Origin of the sequence: Streptomyces atroolivaceus, from assembly GCF_000717025.1 — a bacterium.
Taxonomy (GTDB): Bacteria; Actinomycetota; Actinomycetes; order Streptomycetales; family Streptomycetaceae; genus Streptomyces; species Streptomyces atroolivaceus.
Genome location: NZ_JNXG01000012.1, coordinates 178,175 through 196,830, shown reverse-complemented (window position 1 = coordinate 196,830; position 18,656 = coordinate 178,175). Strand labels below are relative to the sequence as shown.

At 74.5% G+C, this 18,656-nt stretch carries 1 protein-coding gene (cut by a window edge); it reads left to right on the top strand.

What is annotated here, in order from left to right; all coding sequences use genetic code 11:
- Positions 1-18,656: part of a lonely Cys domain-containing protein coding region (locus OO67_RS22835; RefSeq protein WP_078598176.1), annotated on the top strand (this coding region is incomplete at its 5' end). 13,595 nt of the annotated region lie beyond the right edge of the window; the window shows 18,656 of its 32,251 annotated nt.

Sequence of the window (18,656 nt, the reverse complement as noted above, 5' to 3'; positions counted from 1 at the left end):
CATGTTCTGGAATCCGCCGACCGCCTTCGACAAGTCGCTCTTCGACAAGATCGTCGGCGCGCATCAGGGTCCTGACGGTGAACCGCTGCTCCGGTTCAGTCCCGGGAACGAGTACGCCCAGCTCACCCGGCCCGCGCCGCTCACGCGGACGCCCTCCCTGTCTCCGGCCACGCCGGTCTCGCAGGAGGACGTGCGCGGGCCGTCGGCGGAAGTCGTCCGGGCGGACGGTCTCGCCTTCCACCGGGTGGCCGCCCGGGGCGACGGGGACTGCCTCTTCCGGGCGGTGCTCGACAGCGCGCGCAGCCGGGACGTGCCCCCGGCCTGGGCCTCGCGGAGCATCGCCGGACTGCGTGGTCTGGTGCGTGACCGCGTCGCCGGGTCCGAGCTGGGCACCGTCGCCGACGCCGCCGTACCGGACCCGGTGTTCACCGTGGTGGACGACCTGCGGATACGCGCCCTGGCCGGGGTCGACGACGCGGACGACCAGCGCCGGATCGCCGACTCCTGGAACCGCATCGCGCGAGAGGTCGTCACCGACGGGGACGCCGGCAGATGGCAGCAGATCCTCGCCGACAGCGACTTCCCGCAACTCGCCGAGATCGCACCCACCCCCGCCGACGCGCGGCGCCTCGGCGGCCGCGGCCTGCTCGCCGCCGCCGCCGAGCGCCCCGGGCTGTGGTCGTCCCCCTTCGCCGACCTGCTCCCCGACGCGCTGGCGCACACCCTCGACCTCGATCTGCGCCTCGTACGGCCCGACCCGCAGGTGACGGGCGCACTCCTCGTCACCGGGCTGCATCCGGGTGGCATCGGCAGCCCCCTGTACGTGGCGTACAACGGATCGGACCACTACGACGCCCTGGTGCCTACCCCGGAGCCGGCGCCGGACCCGGTCACGCCCATCGTGCCGTCGGTCTCCCAGGAGCCGGACGGTTCCGACCCGTTCGGGGAGTGGCTGCGCAGCATGGCCGGCATCACCGGTCCCGATGACGCCGAGGCTCCCGACCGGGGCGACCCGGTACCGCTGGAGACCCAGCTCGAACGGCACCGCCCGGCGCGTCTGCTGACCGGCGAGGACGCCCGCCCGCCGGCGCCCGCACCGCGCACGGTCACCTTCGAGGACGGCAGCAGGCTGCCCGCGGTCCTCATCAGGCCGGGCGCCGATCCACGCGACAGCGCCCCGGACGGGGCTGCGCAGGGCTCGCCCACCGGCCTGCTCGCCGGGCCCGGCGTGCTCACCCTGCGCTCGCCCGAGGCGGTGGCGCGCGAGATCCTCGACAAGGTTCCCCCGAAGGTGCGGGCACGGTTCGACGAGGCGGAGCTGCTGCGTCTGCTGACCGACCAGCCCTCGGCCTTCACCGCCCCGCGCGGCGCCCGCGTCGTGGGCCGGGAGAAGTCCGGGGTCGGGCTGGAGATGACGGTCGAAGCCATCCCGTACCACCGCTGGGAACGCTTCTCCGACGTGGGTGGTGCCACGGTCCGCGTGGACACGATGCGCCGCGGGCAGGCAGGCACGGGCGGCGGGCGCAGTGTGGGCTTCGGGCGGCGGATCGCTGCCGGTGTCGGCATGGGACCGCCGCTCAACTGGCTCCTGAAGATCGGTACCTCCCTGGGCTGGAGCCGCAGGACGGACTACTCCCAGGGCACCGCGGCGTACCACCAGGGGGAGCACCGCGCCCACGAGGGCTCGCACCTGCACCTGGACGACGTCTACTACAAGGTGCGGGTCGAGCGGGTCACCGAGGCACCGGGCACGTCCGGAACGGACAGCCCGCCGACCGGCACCACCGCCCCGCCCGCGCAGGGGCCGCGCTGGCAGCGCACCCAGGTGCACCACGCTGAGTTCGGCATGCGGGACGGGCTGAGCTGGCGGCTGCCGGACGACCTCACCGTGCCGTTCACCGGCCCCCGCCGGGCGCCGGAGACACTGACCTTCCCGGACGGGGTGGAGCCACGGCTCACCGACTCCACCGGTCTGTACCTGACGGCCCCGCCGGAGGACGTCGCGCTGGCCGTCTCCGGGGCGCGGCCAGGCAGTTCGGCGCACCGCACGACGGTCTCCTACGTCCGCCCGGGGAGGCTGCTCGGGCTGTTCGGGCGGCTCACCGGGCCGGTCAGCGGGCCCGAGCTGACCCGTGGCAGCGGTCAGCACCCGCTGGGTCACCTGGTCGTGGAGCGGTCGGTGCCGCACCGCGCCGTGCTGGTCACCGAGTCCGTCAAGGCGGAGGTGCGCGACCTCACCCAGACCACCTACCAGAACCAGCGCGGCCACGTCCGCGACACGCGGTTCGGGTTCCAGGTCACCGCCGGGCCGAATTACACCCTTCTCGGGCCGGAGACCGACGTACGTCTCCAGGGCGGCCCGCTGGTACGCGCGGACCTCGCCGCCGGGCGGGGCCACTACCTGGGCACCGACGCGGCCCGCAAGGTCACCGGCCGGATCCGCAACCATCCGACGGCGCTCTACCAGGTGGAGCGCACCCTGATGGTCCGCAAGGCCGGTGAACCGGCGTCCGCGGCCCGGCCGGTGCGAGTGGTCAGCCTCGACTGGATCTCCACCCAGGACGCCCGCCGGCTCGCGGGCTGGGACGGCCGTACGCCCGGCCGCACGGGACCGAACCCGGACGCCGAGCCGCCGGTGCCGTGGTACCTCACCCGTGAGGACCCGGTGCACCTGGGCGGCCAGGTCCGCGCGGAGGGCTTCCGTCCGCAGGCACGCGCCCAGGCGCAGCCGCCCGCGACCCAGCAGCAGACATCGCCGCCGGCCGCGCAGCAGACACCGCCGCCGACCCAGCAGCCGCCCGCGACCCAGCAGCAGACGCCGCCGACGCCCCAGCAGCCGGTCCCGCCGCAGGACGGCACCGCCCCCCAGGACCCGATGCGGGTCTTCACGGACGCCGTCCTGGACACCCTGCACCGCTCGTACCCGTCGCTGTTCGTGCCGCCGCTGATGCTGCGGCACCCCCGGCTGGCCCGGCTCTGGTACGGCGACGGGCGGATGCGGACCGCGCTGCACAACGACCGGCAGGTGCGCGAGGCCCTGAACCGGCCCACCCTGACGCAGAGTCTGGACGAGCTGACGACCACCGGGGTCCCGGTCACGCTCACCGAGGACGGCAAGGTGCGCCGCGGCCACCACACACTGATCCTGCGGGCGCGGCTGGCCGACCGCCGGTTCGAGACCACCATGAGCGAGCGGTCGCTGCGTAACGCGGTGATCGGGAACGAGGTCTCCGGCCAGGGACAGCAGGAGTCCAGCACCTACTCCGCCGGTGTCGAGGTGGGCGTCTCGCCCCGCGACCACGACAAGGTGCCCGAGGCCAACCTGCCGCGCCGGACCGGCAACGTCTCGGTAGGCGCCCGCTACGCCCGCGCCTACCAGAAGGGCACCCGGAACACCGTCACGGTCGCCCACGACCACCTGACGTTCCAGAACGGCGCCGACCTGTACAGCTACGAGGTGGAACTGGGAGCGTCCTTCGAGGGCCACCGCCGCCCGCGCGGCTGGGCCCGGCTGCTGTCGGTCGGACTGCTCGGCGCGGGCGTCTTCGTCAGCAAGGTCGAGGAGCGCCCGCTGTTCAGCAGGGGCACCGAGACCGTGGGACGGGTGGAGCTGGCCGTGCCCGCGGCGCACGGCTCGGACCGCCATGCCCCCGCCGACCCGCCCGCCGACGGCTCGGCACCCGTGCCCGCCCCCACGCCCGTGCCGCAGCGCCTCTCCGCCGTCGAGGCCGACCAGCTCCTCGACGGCACCCGCCCGCTGCCCAGGGCCGACTCGGACGACCGGAAGCTCGTCCGGCGGCTGCTGAGCGCTCCGCACGTGGTGCTCAGCGCCGAGGGCGGCCCGCAGCGCCAGCAGCTGATGCAGGACACGGCCGACCGCGCCTCGGGCACCTCCTGGCACGTCAGCGCGCCCGGGGCGCCGGTCCGCACCGCGCTGCGCCGGGCGATGGCCAATCTCGGTGTGGCCGGGCAACTCGGTCAGTACCTCGGCCCGTTCGGCTCACGGGTCGCCGGGCTCAACGGCGCGGGGCCGTTCCGGACGCACTACCTGAAGGCGGCGATCCGCGGCGAGCTGGACAACGTACGGGTCAGGAGCGATCCGAAGCCGGCCAGCCTGGAAGCCACCATCGGCAACGAGCACCGGGTCGTCGGCAGCGGGAGCACCGTCTCGCGCACCACGCTGGGCGTCCAGGGCGGCCTCATGCCGTTGCAGCAGCTCCCCGGCAAGCAGGCGGTGGTCGGCTCGTACTCGACCGCGCTCCAGTACGCCTGGGGCAAGGGCCGCGGAGTCTCGCAGGCCCTGACCCGAGGACGCAACACCACCCTGACCTTCGCCGGGCGGATGTACCTGGTGGTCGCCGACGCCGCCGAGACCGTGGCGGTGCGGGACCGCTGGACGGCCGCGATGGGCACGGTCGGCACCCGTGCCGGGTCCCGCGTCAGCTCCGCCGCCGGTCGGCTGTCGGAGCGCCTCGGGCGCGGTCTGTCACCGCGCGGGGCCGCCGCCGCGCTCCAGCGGATCCGTGACGCGGTGATGTTCCACCTGCCCATGCAGGACGTCATCGAGGCCGGGCTCGCCCCGGACGGGATGGGCACCACCACACCGAGCAACCTCGGCGGCGGCTACCGCGTGCCGGCCTTCCTGCGCGGGCGCCGCTTCCCCACCCATCCCAGCGGTCAGCTCGACGCGAGCCGGGCGGCACAGCAGCTGCTGCCACGCCTGGAGAAGATCGGCGTGCCCTCGCACGACCGGGAGCAGGTCCTGCAGCGGCTGTCGCCGGACTTCCTGCGCGCCCATCTGCACGAGCTGACCACCGACGGAATGAGCCTGCCGGTCCGCTACCGCGCGTGGTCCAGGCCGCACCACCTCCCGGTCGGAGGCAGCCCGGGGCAGATCCGCTTCAAACTGACGCCGGTCACCACGACCGTGCAGCGGCTGCGTACGGGCCTGGAGCTGGAGGACTACCGGAACACCGCCCGCGACGGCGCCTCCAGCTCCTCCCAGGACCGGGGCGCCGACCTCACCCTGAGCGGCGGTCAGCGCGCGGCGGGCGATGGTGTCCTCGTCGCCAACCCCTCGCTGCAGGGCACGGCGGCCAAGCAGCGGGCGAGCAACCGGACCGAGACCGACGGCAGTACGGCGATGCCGAACATCGCCACGACGCAGGCCCACGCGGAGATCGTCACCAGTTACATCCTGACCGTCACCATGACGGACACCGCCGGTGACCCGCTCGCGCCCCGAGCCGTCGCGCAGGTCGGCACCCTCAACGAGATCGCCCCCGCGGGTCTGCTCACCCCGGTGGGCGACGGTGACGACGGCGCGGTCACCGAGCAGGACGTGCCGGCACCGGAGCGTGCCGTACGCCTGCTCACGGCCGACCAGGCCCGGCCGGAGGCCGTCTCCGCCTGGCGGACCTCCCAAGACGGCACGAGCGACGCGGACGCCGACATCCTGCCCTTCGACGACCGGATCGGCTCCGGGATCCTCGCCGTGGACATCCGGGGCGCGGCCGGGGTGCACGACGCGCTGACCCTCGCCACCGCCCGCGCCGACGGCCTCGGGGACGGCGACCTCGGCCGGCGGCACACCGGCCAGATCCTCGCCGGACGCGTGCGCATGGCCCGCCTCACCCCGCTCACCGGGCTCGGCACCGCTCCCGGGCAGGCGCAGCAGGAGGCCGCGTCGCAGGGTGGTCTGACCGCCGGCTTCCGCGAGGCGCTCGGCGCGGAGGGCTCCCGGCTGCCCACCCAGTCCTCCGCCCACTTGTTCGGGCAGTCGCACACCGCCGACTCCCGCCTCTACGCGAAGATGCACCGCCGGGGCGCACGGCTGCTCGCCGTGGAGAGCAAGCCCCGCATGGAGGCCATGCAGCGGCGTAAGACCTCCGACGCGCTGGAAGCAGGCACCACCGACAACGTCGAGGGCGCGGCGGGCACCGCCCCGCTGGCCGGCAACAGCAACGCGGGTGTGACCAACCCCGGAGCCACGGTCCCGATCGCCGGCACGAACGACAGCACCGCGCTCAAGGGCGCGGCGGACACCACCCTCGGCACCCACGTCAAGGTCGTCACCGACCGCAGCATGCTGTTCGCGGTGCCGGTGACCTGGCTCGCGGTGGCCGAGGTGGACCACCGGATCACCCACAGCCGCGCCATGCGAGCGCTCGGTGCGCCCCCGCGCGGACCACGCGCCGCCGAGGCCGGGACCACGGCGCTGGTCTGGCTGCGTGAGGACATAGCCCGCGACTACGGCCTCCTGGACGACGGCACGTTCCCGGACGAGGTGGGCGCGGCCTGGGACGACATGGCCAAGGCGGCCGCCGACCTCGCCACGGCCGAGAAGGAGTACTACGAGGCCCGTGCCCGGGCCCGCGAGGCGTGGCTCTCGCTGAGCCAGGCGGAGCGGACCGCGCTCGGCGACGACGACCCCCGCCTCGCGACCGCGCTGCCGCGGGACCTCGCCCAGGCCCCGGCGGTCGCCACCTGGCAGGCGGCCCGCGAACAGGTACGGCTGTGGGAGGCGCGCACCGACGAGGCCGCCGCCGACCATCACCGGCTGCACCTCGCCGCCTCCCGCCTCACCGCCCATCACCAGGGCTCGGCGTCAGTACCGGTGCCCGACCGGCCTCAGGAGTACGCCGCACCGGAATGGCGCTCCGAGGCGCCGGAGCCGTACGGGATCGACGACGGCGCCGGCTCCGCCCCCCGCACCCTCACCTCGCCGGACGGCGCCACGGTGCGCGAGGTGCACGACGTGCCGCACGACGGCGCCTCGTTCTTCCACGCGCTGCTCGCCGCGGCCGAGGTCCGGGGCCGGCTGCCCCACCTGCTCGGCAGCGACCTCGCCGCCCGGTTCACGGCCGCTCCCGGCGACCCGGAGGTCACCGCCGAAGCCATCGGTGCCGCCCGGGACCGACTCGCCTGGGCACTGGGCGAGGACGCCAACGAGGATCTGCTCGACGGCCTCGCCCTCGACGTCGCCGACACCTTCACGCAGGACGAACTGGACACCGCCGGCGTGGTGCTGACTCCGGCCCAGCAGGCCGAGTTCGACGCCTTCGGCCGTCTTCCGCTGACGTTCTGGGGGACGCCCGACCAGCGGGTCGCGCTGGCGACCGCGGCCCTGGCCCGTCCGTTCGCGAGCGAGCCCGGCCCGGCCCCCGCCGGGCAGCAGGACGGCGTAGGGGCCCCGCCCGGGCGCCGCGCCGGGGACCACGGCGGCGCGGACCTGCTGCCGGCCCTCGCCGCACGGGTCCTCGGCACCCCGCTGACCGTGGTGACCGGTGAGGGCCGCGATCAGCTGTTCCTCCCGCACGGCGTCGACCCGGCCGCCGTCGACCCGGCCGCCGACCCCGTGCTGTTCGCCTCCGACGGCTTCTTCCACGCCGCCCTCCCGCCGGGCACCCCGGCCCCGGTCACCGCCGCGCTGCCGGCCGCGGCGACCGCCGCGACCGCGGGCGAGACCACGACCGGGCAGCCGGCTGAGCCGCCCGTGCACCGCAGTCACACCACCGCGCCCTGGCTGCCGCCCGCCGACAGCAGCCACCCGCGCTACCGCCTCGCCCGCGACGGCGTCCTCACCGCACCCGACGGCGCCACCTACACCCAGGGGACGCCCACCGGACGCGGCAACGGCTTCTTCGGCGCGCTCTCCTCGGCCCTGCGCCACGCCGCCGGACAGCCCGGACTCGACCGCCGGGAGGCGGCACGGCTGCGCATGCGCGCCGGAGCGTCGCCCGCCCAGCTGCTGCGCCTGAACGGCCTTCCCGGCGACGTCGCCGGGCGCGACGCCCTGTTCGGCCCTCCGCCCATGAACCTGCGCCCGGGAGCGCCCGCGCCGAGCCGTGAGGCCCTTGACGGCCACCTGCGCCGCCACCTCACACACGCGCCCTGGGGCCCCGGGGCCGACCGGGCGGTGGCCGAGTGGGCCTCCGCGGTGACCGGTGCCACCGTCACCCTGGTGGAGGAGAACGGCACGGCCCACACCTACCCGGGTCCGTCCGCCGACGGCCCACACCTCCGACTCCGGCGCCGGGGCGGTGACTTCGTACCGCTGGTCGAGCGCACCCCCGCCCCGCCCGCTCCACAGCCCGCCCCGCCCGTGTCGCATCAGGACCCGGCCGCCGTTCCCCTGCCTCCGTCTCCGGCCGGCAGCGACCTGCCTGGGCTCCCGGGGCTCCCGGGTGAGGAGGAGGCGTACGAGCTGAGCACCCTGTCCGGCGCCGAAGCCGCCAAGACGCCGGAGGCGGCAGACACCGAGGACGGGCCGTTCCCCCTGCCGCCGTCCGCGCCCACCCGGCGCTCCGGAGCCGATGCGCTGGGGCAGTTCCACTTCGCCGATGGCAGCGACACCGACGGCAGCAACGACACCGACACCGACAGCGAGAGCGGGCCCCCGGACGTCGATCTGGCGCAGTTCCGCTTCGTCGACGACAGCAGTGACACCGACAGCGAGGACGGTTCCCCGGACGCCGCCCAGGAGGCGTGGCTCGACCTCCTCTTCGGAGCAGCCGCCAGGCACGACCACTCGCCCGAGACACTGGTCGACACGGTGTCGTCGCTGCGGGAACTCGCCCTGGGGGAGGCGGCGCCGTCGTCCGTCGCCACCGGCGAGCTGGACGCGTTGCACGACCTGACCAGGCGCGTGCTGGACCTCGGCCCGGACGCCCCGGTGCACGGACAGCACCTGCTGCTCCTCGGATCTCTGGCCCTGAGCGCCTCCCCTGACGAACTGTCCGACGCCGACGCCCTCGCCGACTACCTGACACAGCACGACTCCGTCCTGGGCGAGGACACCCGGTTGGTGTCGGAGGCCGGTACCGGGAGGAACTGGACCGGCACCGGGAACCAGGCGCCGCCCTTGAACTCGTACGCGGTGGAGGGCGAGGACGGGGGCCAGGTCACCTGGACCGCACCCTGGCCGGAGTCGTACGTGGTCCTCGCCCAGGAGGGCGCGGACGCCGTTCACCTGATGACGCCGCACGGAAGGCTCACCCTGGACGACCCCGGTGAGTTCGCACGGCTCGTCGCACGGGACCCGGCGCGGCCCGCGGGAGCCGATGTCGTCCTGGCCTTCCCCCACGGTGACATCGCGTCCCTGGCACGGCACGTGGCCGACCTGACGGGCTCCAAGGTCTGGTACTCGGAGCACGGCCCCCGACCGTCGACGGACTGGCGGTCCGGCACCGACCACATCACCCTGGGGCCGGTCCCCGGCGGCGCCCGCACGGCATGGGCCTCCACCGGACCGGGCGCGGACGACACCGGCGAAGCGGACGTCGCGGACATCGTCGACCTGTACGAGAACGGGTCCGAGGCCGCTGAGGGAGTCGAGGCACGCCGGCCCAAGCCGCTGACCACCACGGACTACGGCGTCGTGGACCACAGCGGTGACGGCGTGCTCTTCCGCAAGCCCGGCATCCTCGAGGGCGTCTGGCGGCCCCCGCAGGCGCTGGCGAACCTGGAGGGCGCCCCGAGCCTGGCCATGTCCGTACAGGGCTACCACGAGACACTCGCCACCCAGCGGCCCGAGCTGCGGATCTCCTCGGACCGTACGCTCGCGGTCGAGAACGGTGCGTACGGACAGCAGGTCTTCGCGACGGCGGAAGCCGTCGCCCGCGCGTCGGTCGGTCTGGCGCGTGCGGACCTCGCGGTGCGTCTGCGGACCGACGAGGACCTGAGCATCCTGCTGCCCACCCCCGACGGGGGCATGAAGCGGCTGTTCCGCGTGACGCCCGACTTCCTGACCCGCTCCGGGCAGTCCTCGGAGGAGGTCTGCCGGGACTTCGCCGACATGCTGGCCGACAACTCCCGCACGTCGCACATGGTCTTCCGCGATCCCCGCACCGGCCTGGTGGTCACCGCGCCGGTCAACGCCTCCGACGGGGCGGAGGTCACCGGCACGCACCACCTCGCCGACGCCCTGAGCCACGTCGCGGACGGCGACGTGGCGCCCGACAGGGTGGATCCCGCGTGGGCCTCCTCGTACGTCCGCCGGGACGACCGGCCCACCGGTGGTGGCGACGGACCGCTGCCCGGCCATGCCTACGGCAGCGCGCTCAGCCTCGACCAGCCGGTGGACCCGCGCCGTGACGCACTGTCGGACGCCGCGAAACGGATCGGGGTCAACGAGCACGCGTGGGCCGGCGTCGGCGAGGGATACGTCGTCCAGTCCGTCGCGACGGCCGGCGCCGAGGGCCAGCCGAGTCTGGAACACAACTACGCAAAGCCGCAGTCCGGCAGCAGTCGCTCGCACTTCGGTTACCACTTCGCCACCGTGGTCCTGGCCAGCGAGGACGGCAGTCACCAGATCTCCCTGGAGAACCACGCGCGGTCCTCGCAGCGGAACGCCCGGCACCGCGGTGAGGCGAGGGCGAATCTGAGGGGGCACAACCTGGACGTCCTGCGGGAGGCCGCGGAGCGACTTCGCGGGGAGATCGAGCGGCGGCAGGAGGCCGGCGAGGACGAACATCTCACCGAGTTGCGCGGCCATCTCGATCTGACGCTGGCCCTGGCACGGGCGAAGCAGGCCCAGGCGGAGATGCGCGCGGCGCCCGCCGGCTCACCGGAGCGCGCCGCAGCCGAGCGGACGCTGGAGGGTGCCACCCGCACCGCCGCGCAGCGCATCGGACAGCTCGAACAGGTCATTCCCGGCAAGAGCCAGTGGTACATGCGGATGTACTCCCAGCGGCCGGGCGAGTCGGCCCACGACACCAACGCGGAACTGCTGGAGGACAGGCCGGCCGCCGAGGCGAACCCGCTCACCGCCGTCGTGCTCCGCGGCCAGCAGGCACTGCCGATGACCATTTCCTTCGAGAAGGGCGACCAGCAGCCGCCCGACGCTGCGAAGCCCCCTATGCAGTACCTGGCCAAGATCGTGGCCAGGACGGCGATGTGGAACGCCGCCAACGGGCTACGGCTTCCGGACGTCAAGGTCACCGGTCTGCGCAGCGGGCGCCTGACGGGCCGGGACCTCGCGAAGGCTCGTGCCGAGGCGGTCGCGGCCTCGTTCCGGCAGGAGCTGGCCGAGGCGCTCACGGCGCTCCAGGACGGAACACCGCGACCGCACCTCACCGCCGACGTGATCACCGTCGTCCCGGCTTCGGAGCGCGGCCGCGGCTCCGCCACCGCCGACGCGGGCACCGGCACCGTGGACATCACGGTCGACGACCACCGCGGCGGACTGCGGAAGGTCGCCACCCGGGGTCCGGGCGGCTCCCGGTCCGGAGGCCTGCCGGGCGGCTCGCCCGACGACGGACTCGACCCGGTGACGGAGCAGTGGCCGATCGGCCGCCCGGTCACCGTCATGCGGCCCCGCTTCGGCGGCGTCGACCCGGCCTCCGTCGTGCCCGCCGCCGACGTCCCAGCCACTGCCGCGCCCGCGACCGACGCGCCGGCCGGCACCGGGACCGGGAAGGGCAAGGCCCCGGCTGCGGCGACCGCGGACGACGCCACGGCCACCACGGACCCTCAGCCGAACCGGTGGTTCACGTACACGCGCCCGGCCGAGTCCCGCTCGGAGCCCTTCCGCTACGAGGTCGCCGACACCGGGCACATAAGGCTCCCGGACGGGGCGGAGATCCCGCCGACCGGTTGGACGCGATTCGGCCACGACTTCGTCCACGAGGCGACTGGCGCGATCCTGCGGGGAGACAGCGGCTGGATCGGACGCGTCGCCAACATGGACACCCTCTCGGTCGTCATGGCCGACCTGGACCAGGACTCGGCCCCCCACCGGATCGCGGCGGACGCTTCGGCCCTGTACCTGGTGCCGGAGGACGGCGGCGACACGGCCCTGCGCATCCCGCTCCGGGAGACCACCGATTCCACCGAGCCGCCCCGCGCCGCCCTCGACGCCCGGCCCCGGTACGTCGTGCGCTCGGCCTTCGACGTCCGGCGCTTCACCCACGGCGGTGAGACCGTCACCGACCTGACCGTGCGGATCGCCTTCCGCCCGGGAGACGGGCAGACCGACACCGACGCCGTCATGGCGCGGGTACTCGAAGGCGTGGAGGAGTTCTACAACGGTCCGGGACACGAGCTGCCCAACGGCGACCGGCTGCACGTCACCGTGGAGGCGGTCCGAGCGGACGGAAGCCCCCACCTGACGGTGGATCTCGTCGGCCGGGACCAGCAGATGAACCAGCGGGCGTGGTGGGCCGACGCCGATCCGGTGGAGTTCGCGCACGAGCTGGGTCACCAGCTGTTCCTGCGGGACGAGACACGCGACGCGAGCAACGCCGACCGGCTCCACGCGCCGGGCAGCCTGCTCGGGCCGTTCCGCGAGCAGGCCCCCGACGGCCTCGCGCAGAGCGGTCTGCGCCCGCGCCACCTCCAGCTCTGGGCGGCGCTGGCCGGAGACATCGAGCCGCACACCCCTCCGGAGGGGACGACCTGGGCGGACGCGCGGAAGAGCGCGCCGGCGGAGATCCGGGAGCCGGCATGGGTCGACCCGGTATCGCTCCCGGAGGCCTCCCCGCAGACCGGCCCTGATGGTGCGGTGCCGCCACCGCTGCCCCCCGCAGCCGCTCTGCCCACCCTGGCGGAGGCGTCCGACGAGTCGGACTCCGACGACGAGGACGACGACGAGCGGCCGTTCTGGGCCGAACCGGCATGGCTGGACACGCTGTTCGGCCCTCAGCGCGGCACGATTGCGCGCGCCCGCCTCCGGGAGACCTCCGAGGCGCTGTACGACCTCGTCCGGGCGGAGGCGGACGCGCACCCGACGGCACAGACGCTGCGAGACGGCCTGAAGCGCGTCACCCGTCAGGTGCTGCACATGGGGGGCAGGACCCGGCCGGGTCCCGCGGACTTCCTGCTGCTCGGCTCGCTGGCGCTCGACGCCTCTTCCGACGACCTCGCGAGCGTCGACGACCTCGCCCTGTACTTCGTCGAGCGGCAGATCGAGACCGGCCGGGGCGCCCTGGACGAGGGCACGCTGCTGCGCGACGAGGAGGGGAACGCCACCGGCCGCGACTACACCCGACCGGGGCAGCCCACCCCGGAGCTGGCGTCCTACGCCGTCCGGGGCCGGGGCAGGGTCATCCCGCGGCCCGCTCCGTGGAAGAACCCGTACCTGATCGCGGCGGACGCGGACGGACGCGGTGTCGGGATCGCCATGCCGGGACGGACCTTCCGGGTGGACAGTGCCGAAGAGCTGGCGATGCTCATCTCCTACGACTCCCAGCGGCCGGCCGGCGCCGACATCGTCCTCGCACTTCCTCCGGAGTACGCCGCCACCGTGGCCTCCCTCGTCGCGGGGACGACAGGCCGCCGCGTCTGGTACCCGGAGGCGCCCGTCGGGCTGGCCACGCATCCGACGGCCGGGACCCGCCACCTCATGCTCGAGCTCAGCGAAGGCAACACCGGTGCCGGCTGGGCCTCGGCCGACCCGGCCGCCGACGGCGGACTGCCGGGCGCCCGCGACCTGAGCAGTGGGAACGACACCGACAGCGAGGCCGACCCGGACAGTGACGACGAGCGGTCCAGCAGCGACGGGGACGCGGAGTTCGACCGCATGGTCGACCAGGCCGTCCTCGAACGGCAGATCGAGGGGCGCCGCGCCCGGCCGCTGACCACACGCGACTACGGCGTCATCGACAAGCGAGGCACCGGAGTCCTGTTCACCCGGCCGCTCCCGCTGTCCGTAGGGGAAGTCCGGGCCGGCACCGGCCCCGACGCGCTGGTCCTGCCGCGCCAGGACCACGGCACCATCCCCATGGCCGGCCGGCCGCCGCTGCACATCTCCGAGGACCGGACGCTGGCGACGCTCGCGGGCGACGACGGAACGACCGGCCGCAGCCGGCAGGTGTACGCCACCCGCGCGGCGATCGAGCGCTCGTCGGCGCGGCTGGCCGCGGCCGGGGCGGGGGTCCGTCTCAAGGCCGACGAGTCGACCGGTGTGCTGCTGCCGGCGGAGGACGGGTCGTACGGCGAGCCGCTGTTCCGGGTGGAGCCGGAGTTCCTGACCGCTTCCGGCGGTTCGGAGCACGCGTTCACACGGGACTTCGCCCAGATGGTGGCCGGCGCGGCGAGCGCGCCCCTGTCCCACATCGCCTTCCGGGGCCCCACCGGCGAGGTGGTGTCGACGGCACCGGTGAACGGGCAGCACGGCCGGGAGGTCACCGGAACCCACCACTTGGCCCAGGCGCTGACGGAGGTCGCCGAGGGCACGCGCTCCGCCGCCGACGTCTCCCCTCGCTGGGCCGCCCGTCAGGCGGGCCGGGACAACCGCTTCACCGGCGGCGTGGTGGGCGCCCCCACGCCGGGCGAGCGCTACGGCCGTGCCCTGAGCTACGAGCCGCAGGACAACCCGCTGCGTACCCCGCTGGCCTCGGCCGCACAACGCATCGGCGTCAACGAGTACGCGTGGGCGGGGGTCGGCGAGGGCTACCTGATCCAGTCGGTCAGCACCACGAACGACGGCGGCGCGCAGTTGTTCACGCACAACCACGCCAAACCCGGCGACCGGGTGGGCCCGCACGCCTCCTACCACTTCGCGCAGGTGGTGCTGGCCAGCGAGGACGGCACCCACCAGATCACGCTGGAGAACGAGACACACTCCCGGAGCGAGATCCCGGCCGGGCTCCTCGACGACGTCGTCGACGAGAACCTCGACCGTTACGGCGAGGACGAACTCACCAGGTTCGCCGGTGAAGCCGAGCGGCGCGCCGCCGAGGCACGGCAACGCGGTGCGGACGAGGCGGAGACCGACCGGCTGGACGGCTTCGCACGCGTGGCCAGGGCCCTCGCAGACGTCCACCAGGCGGAACAACTGCCGTGGTACTTCGACGAGGACCGGCCCGAGCACGCGCTGGCACTGCGCGAGGCGTCCCAGGCCCGCTCCCGCGCGAAGGATCTGATCCGCGCCGCCGCGCCGGTCATGGACAGCAAGGACCTGTGGTCCTTCCGGGCGTACAGCAAACGCCCCGGCGAGTCGGCACACGAGGTCAACGCGGCGCTGCTGTCCGACTCCTCGCCCGCGGTGGCCAACCCGCTGACGACAGTGGTGCTGCACGGCCACGCGCCGCGCTGGTACCAGCAGGCCGTCCACTTCGAGGAGGGGGAGCGCGGCGTCCCGGCCGACGCGGACGGCACGATCGACGGCCTTGCCCTCTCGCTGGCACGCGCGGGCCTGTGGAACCGGGCCCACGGCCTTCCGTTGCCCTCGGTCACCCTCACCGGGCACGGCAACCGCTCGCAGGCCAGCGGCCAGGAGCGGGCCGACGCCGTCGCCAAGGCGCTCGGGGCCAGGCTGGGCCAGGTTCTGGACACCTTCCAGACCGGCCTGAGCGGGCCGCGCGTCGGCGTACGGGACTTCGGCCTGGTCAAGGCCGCCAAGCGGGTGCGGAGCGCCACCGACCCCGCCCAGGGACGCGTGGTGACCATCGAGATCGACGATCACCGCCTGGTCCCGGCGGGGCCCGACGGGCGCACCGTCCCTGTCGGAGAAGCGGTCCGATCGGAGGAACCCGCACCCACACGGCCGACGCCCGCCGGACCCACGACGACCACCGAGCCGCCGGTCACACGGCCCGAGACCGCCGGACCCGCGACCACCCGGCCCGAGGCCACAGAGACCGCGCCCACCCCCGGGCGCGCCAGGTCCCGGCCGCCGGGCGGCTCCGTCCAGCCGAGCCCGGAGCGCAGGAACAGCGACGCGCCCCCGTGGGTCCTGGCGCGCATCCGCTACGCCGAGGAGTCCGTCGCCTTCGACAAGAGGCTGGGCGAGTACCTGGCCGAACACGAGGCGGTCACCGCCGAGTTCCGGAAGATGGCGAGCGCCGCGTGGGCGGAGACGCGCAAGCGGTACCCGCGCGCGCTGGCGACGTTCGGCGAAACCAGCAAGTTCAAGGCGGGCGTCGTCGGCACATCCCGCGAGGCGCTCCAGCGGGTACTGAGGAGCGGGAACCTGCGGGAGCTCGTGGCGTTCCTGTACGAGGGGATCTCCAACGATCTCGTGCCGGAGATGCTCGGCGGCGCCGAGGAACAGCACCCGGAGATCGCGGCCGAGCGGCCGAGCAGACGGCAGCTCGAGACCTACACCGAGTACATGCGGCGCGCCACGGAGATCCAGGCGTCGGACATGACCCCCGCGGAGAAGCAGGCCGCGCTCAAGGAGCTGCCGCCGCCCGTGACGAACCCGGCACGCCCGGACGAGGCGCGTCCGCCGCTGAGCGAGGCGGAGCGCCGGTTCGCCGTCGACGAGGCCGGACTGACCTGGATGCCGGCGACGTCCGTGTACGACATCGCGATGAACGCCGCCTTCCAGGGGCTCTCCGAGGATTCAGGCGGTCTGGTGGCGACCGGCACCGCCGGGTCCACGTACCGCTTCATGCTGCACGCAGCCCGCATGCGGGACCAGTGGGGCGTCGACCTGGACCTCGGCCTGATCCGGGCGGGGATGATGGCCATCTCACTGACGGTGGGCCACCACACCGCCCACGAGGTGATGCGCGGCGCCCAGCTGGCGCTGAACGACGTTCCCGGTCATGACCCGGCCCTCGACTACACGGACAACTGGGGCCGGTACTGGAACGTCTACCCCCTCGACGAGCAGGAGTTGCGGGAGAACGTCGCGAGGGACGGGCTCTTCCCCGACGAGCACGCCCAGGCGCTGCTGGACGAGCTGGAGCCGGGGCGCGTCACGGGCACCGTGACGCGTGAGGGCGGGAGCAGCAGCCGCACCGTGCTCCCGCACCGCCCGGTCCACACGCGGCCCGTCGCCACCGAGCCGAACCGCCCGGTCCCGCAGATGCCGAACGCGCCCGGCGCCCCCGCCACCGGTCAGGGCACCGCCGCCATGCCCCAGGACGTCTCGCCCGACGACGCGGAGCGGCACCGCGAAGCGGTCCTCGACGCACTGCACGGCCTGGGCGCCCTCAACGCCGTCGACCGGGACCGGACCGCCGAGGCGCTGGAACGTCTGGACCGGCTACGGTCCGCGGACCCGCAGCTGCGCGGCGGCTTCCTGGACCTGGACGCACTGGTACGCCGGGTGCTGCTGCTCGACCCCTCCGACACGGTGAGCGCCGCGGCGCGTGGCGCCCTGGTACGGCTGGTGACGGCCCCGTCCACCGCCGGAGCCGCCACACTTCCCGCGCTGTCCGCCTCCTACCTGGCGCAGCGCGGCGCGTTCCACGCCGACTTCAGGATCGATGACGCCCAGGGCCGCCCGCGTGGCTGGAACTGGCTCGGACAGCCCCTGCCGGCCGACTTCGACGCCGGGACCACCGGCCGGATCTCGCGCACCCCCGACGGCACAACCGGTCACAGTGCGCCCGAGACCGCACCCTGGCTTCCCGCGCAGGGCGACCCCGACCCGTACCTCGTGATGCTCGGCGGCCGGTCCGACACGGTCGTGGTCCGTGGGCTCGGCGGTTTCGCGCGCGCCGTACCGCCCGAGGTCTTCCACGAGTTGATGGCCCTCGACCGGAACCTGACGGGCCGGCCCGGGCCGCTGCTGCTCCACGTCGCCCGGCCCACCGCCGCCTCCCTCGACCTGCCGCGCGGGCTCGCCGACCGGCTCGGCCGGGAGGTGTGGGCCACCACCGGCCGGTCGGGGATAGGGCGCCTCCCCGGCGCACCGGACCGTTCGGCGGTCCTGCTGCTGGACGAGGAGCGGAAGGCACCCCGGGGCCAGTGGTTCGCCAACACGCCCGCCACGGCGTCCACCCCGCCCGTCGACGCGGTCGACGGCCAGGTCAGCGCCCTCTCCATCGCCCATCACGGCAACCGGTCCACGGGCTACATCTCGATGGACCTCGCCGATTCGGACGACGGTGGCTGGCGGCGGACGATGACGCACAGCCGGCTGGGGACGGTCACGACCTACACCCACCAGCGCACCGCCTACGACCCCAAGGGCCCCACCGCCCCCACGCCGTGGACCGCACTCAACCTGCCGGCACCGTACTTCCCCAACAACCACGGTCTGCCGGGCTCCGTCACCTGGCACACCCCCGAGGGGGAGCTGACCGACGACGGGCCGCAGTTCGCCCGCAGGCTCGCCCGCCGCCGCAGCCTGGCCTCGCTGGCTCCCGAGCACCCCGTCGCGCTGCTCATCTGCTACGCGGCGGCGCCGCCGGGCATCGGTGAGACGCCCGGGCTCCACATCGTCGGTGCTCCGCCGTTCGTGCCCGACCCGCTGTCGACCGTCGCGGTCGGCCAGCACACGGCCAACGAGACGGGCCGCACGGTGTTCGCCACCACCCTGGTGAACGCCGCCGTCCAGCCCGCGGACGCCGGCCAGGACGCGTACATCACCCTCCATACCGACGCGCGGGGCCGCGCCTACCCGTGGGTCATGTTCACGCCCGAGCCGGCCGGGGACGCGCTGGACCGGAGGGCCCGCGACGCCGGGCTGCACCACGGCCCCGGATCCGCCCCCGAGGCGGTGCGGGAGCGGACCCTGCGCCTGGTCCGGGCGCTGCGCCAGATCTTCGGCTCCACGGTGGACGACAGCCCGGAGTACCCGGTGCTGCTGCGCGGCATCGGTGCGCTCGACCTGATGCACGAGGCCGATCCGGGTCTGAACCTCGACGGTGCACGCGCGTTCACCCTGGACCTGTACGGGCAGCTCCTGACCCGGTACCTCGCGGACGGGCTCCCGCCGGGGCAGAGCCCGCGGTTCACGCCGGACGGACACCGGAGCC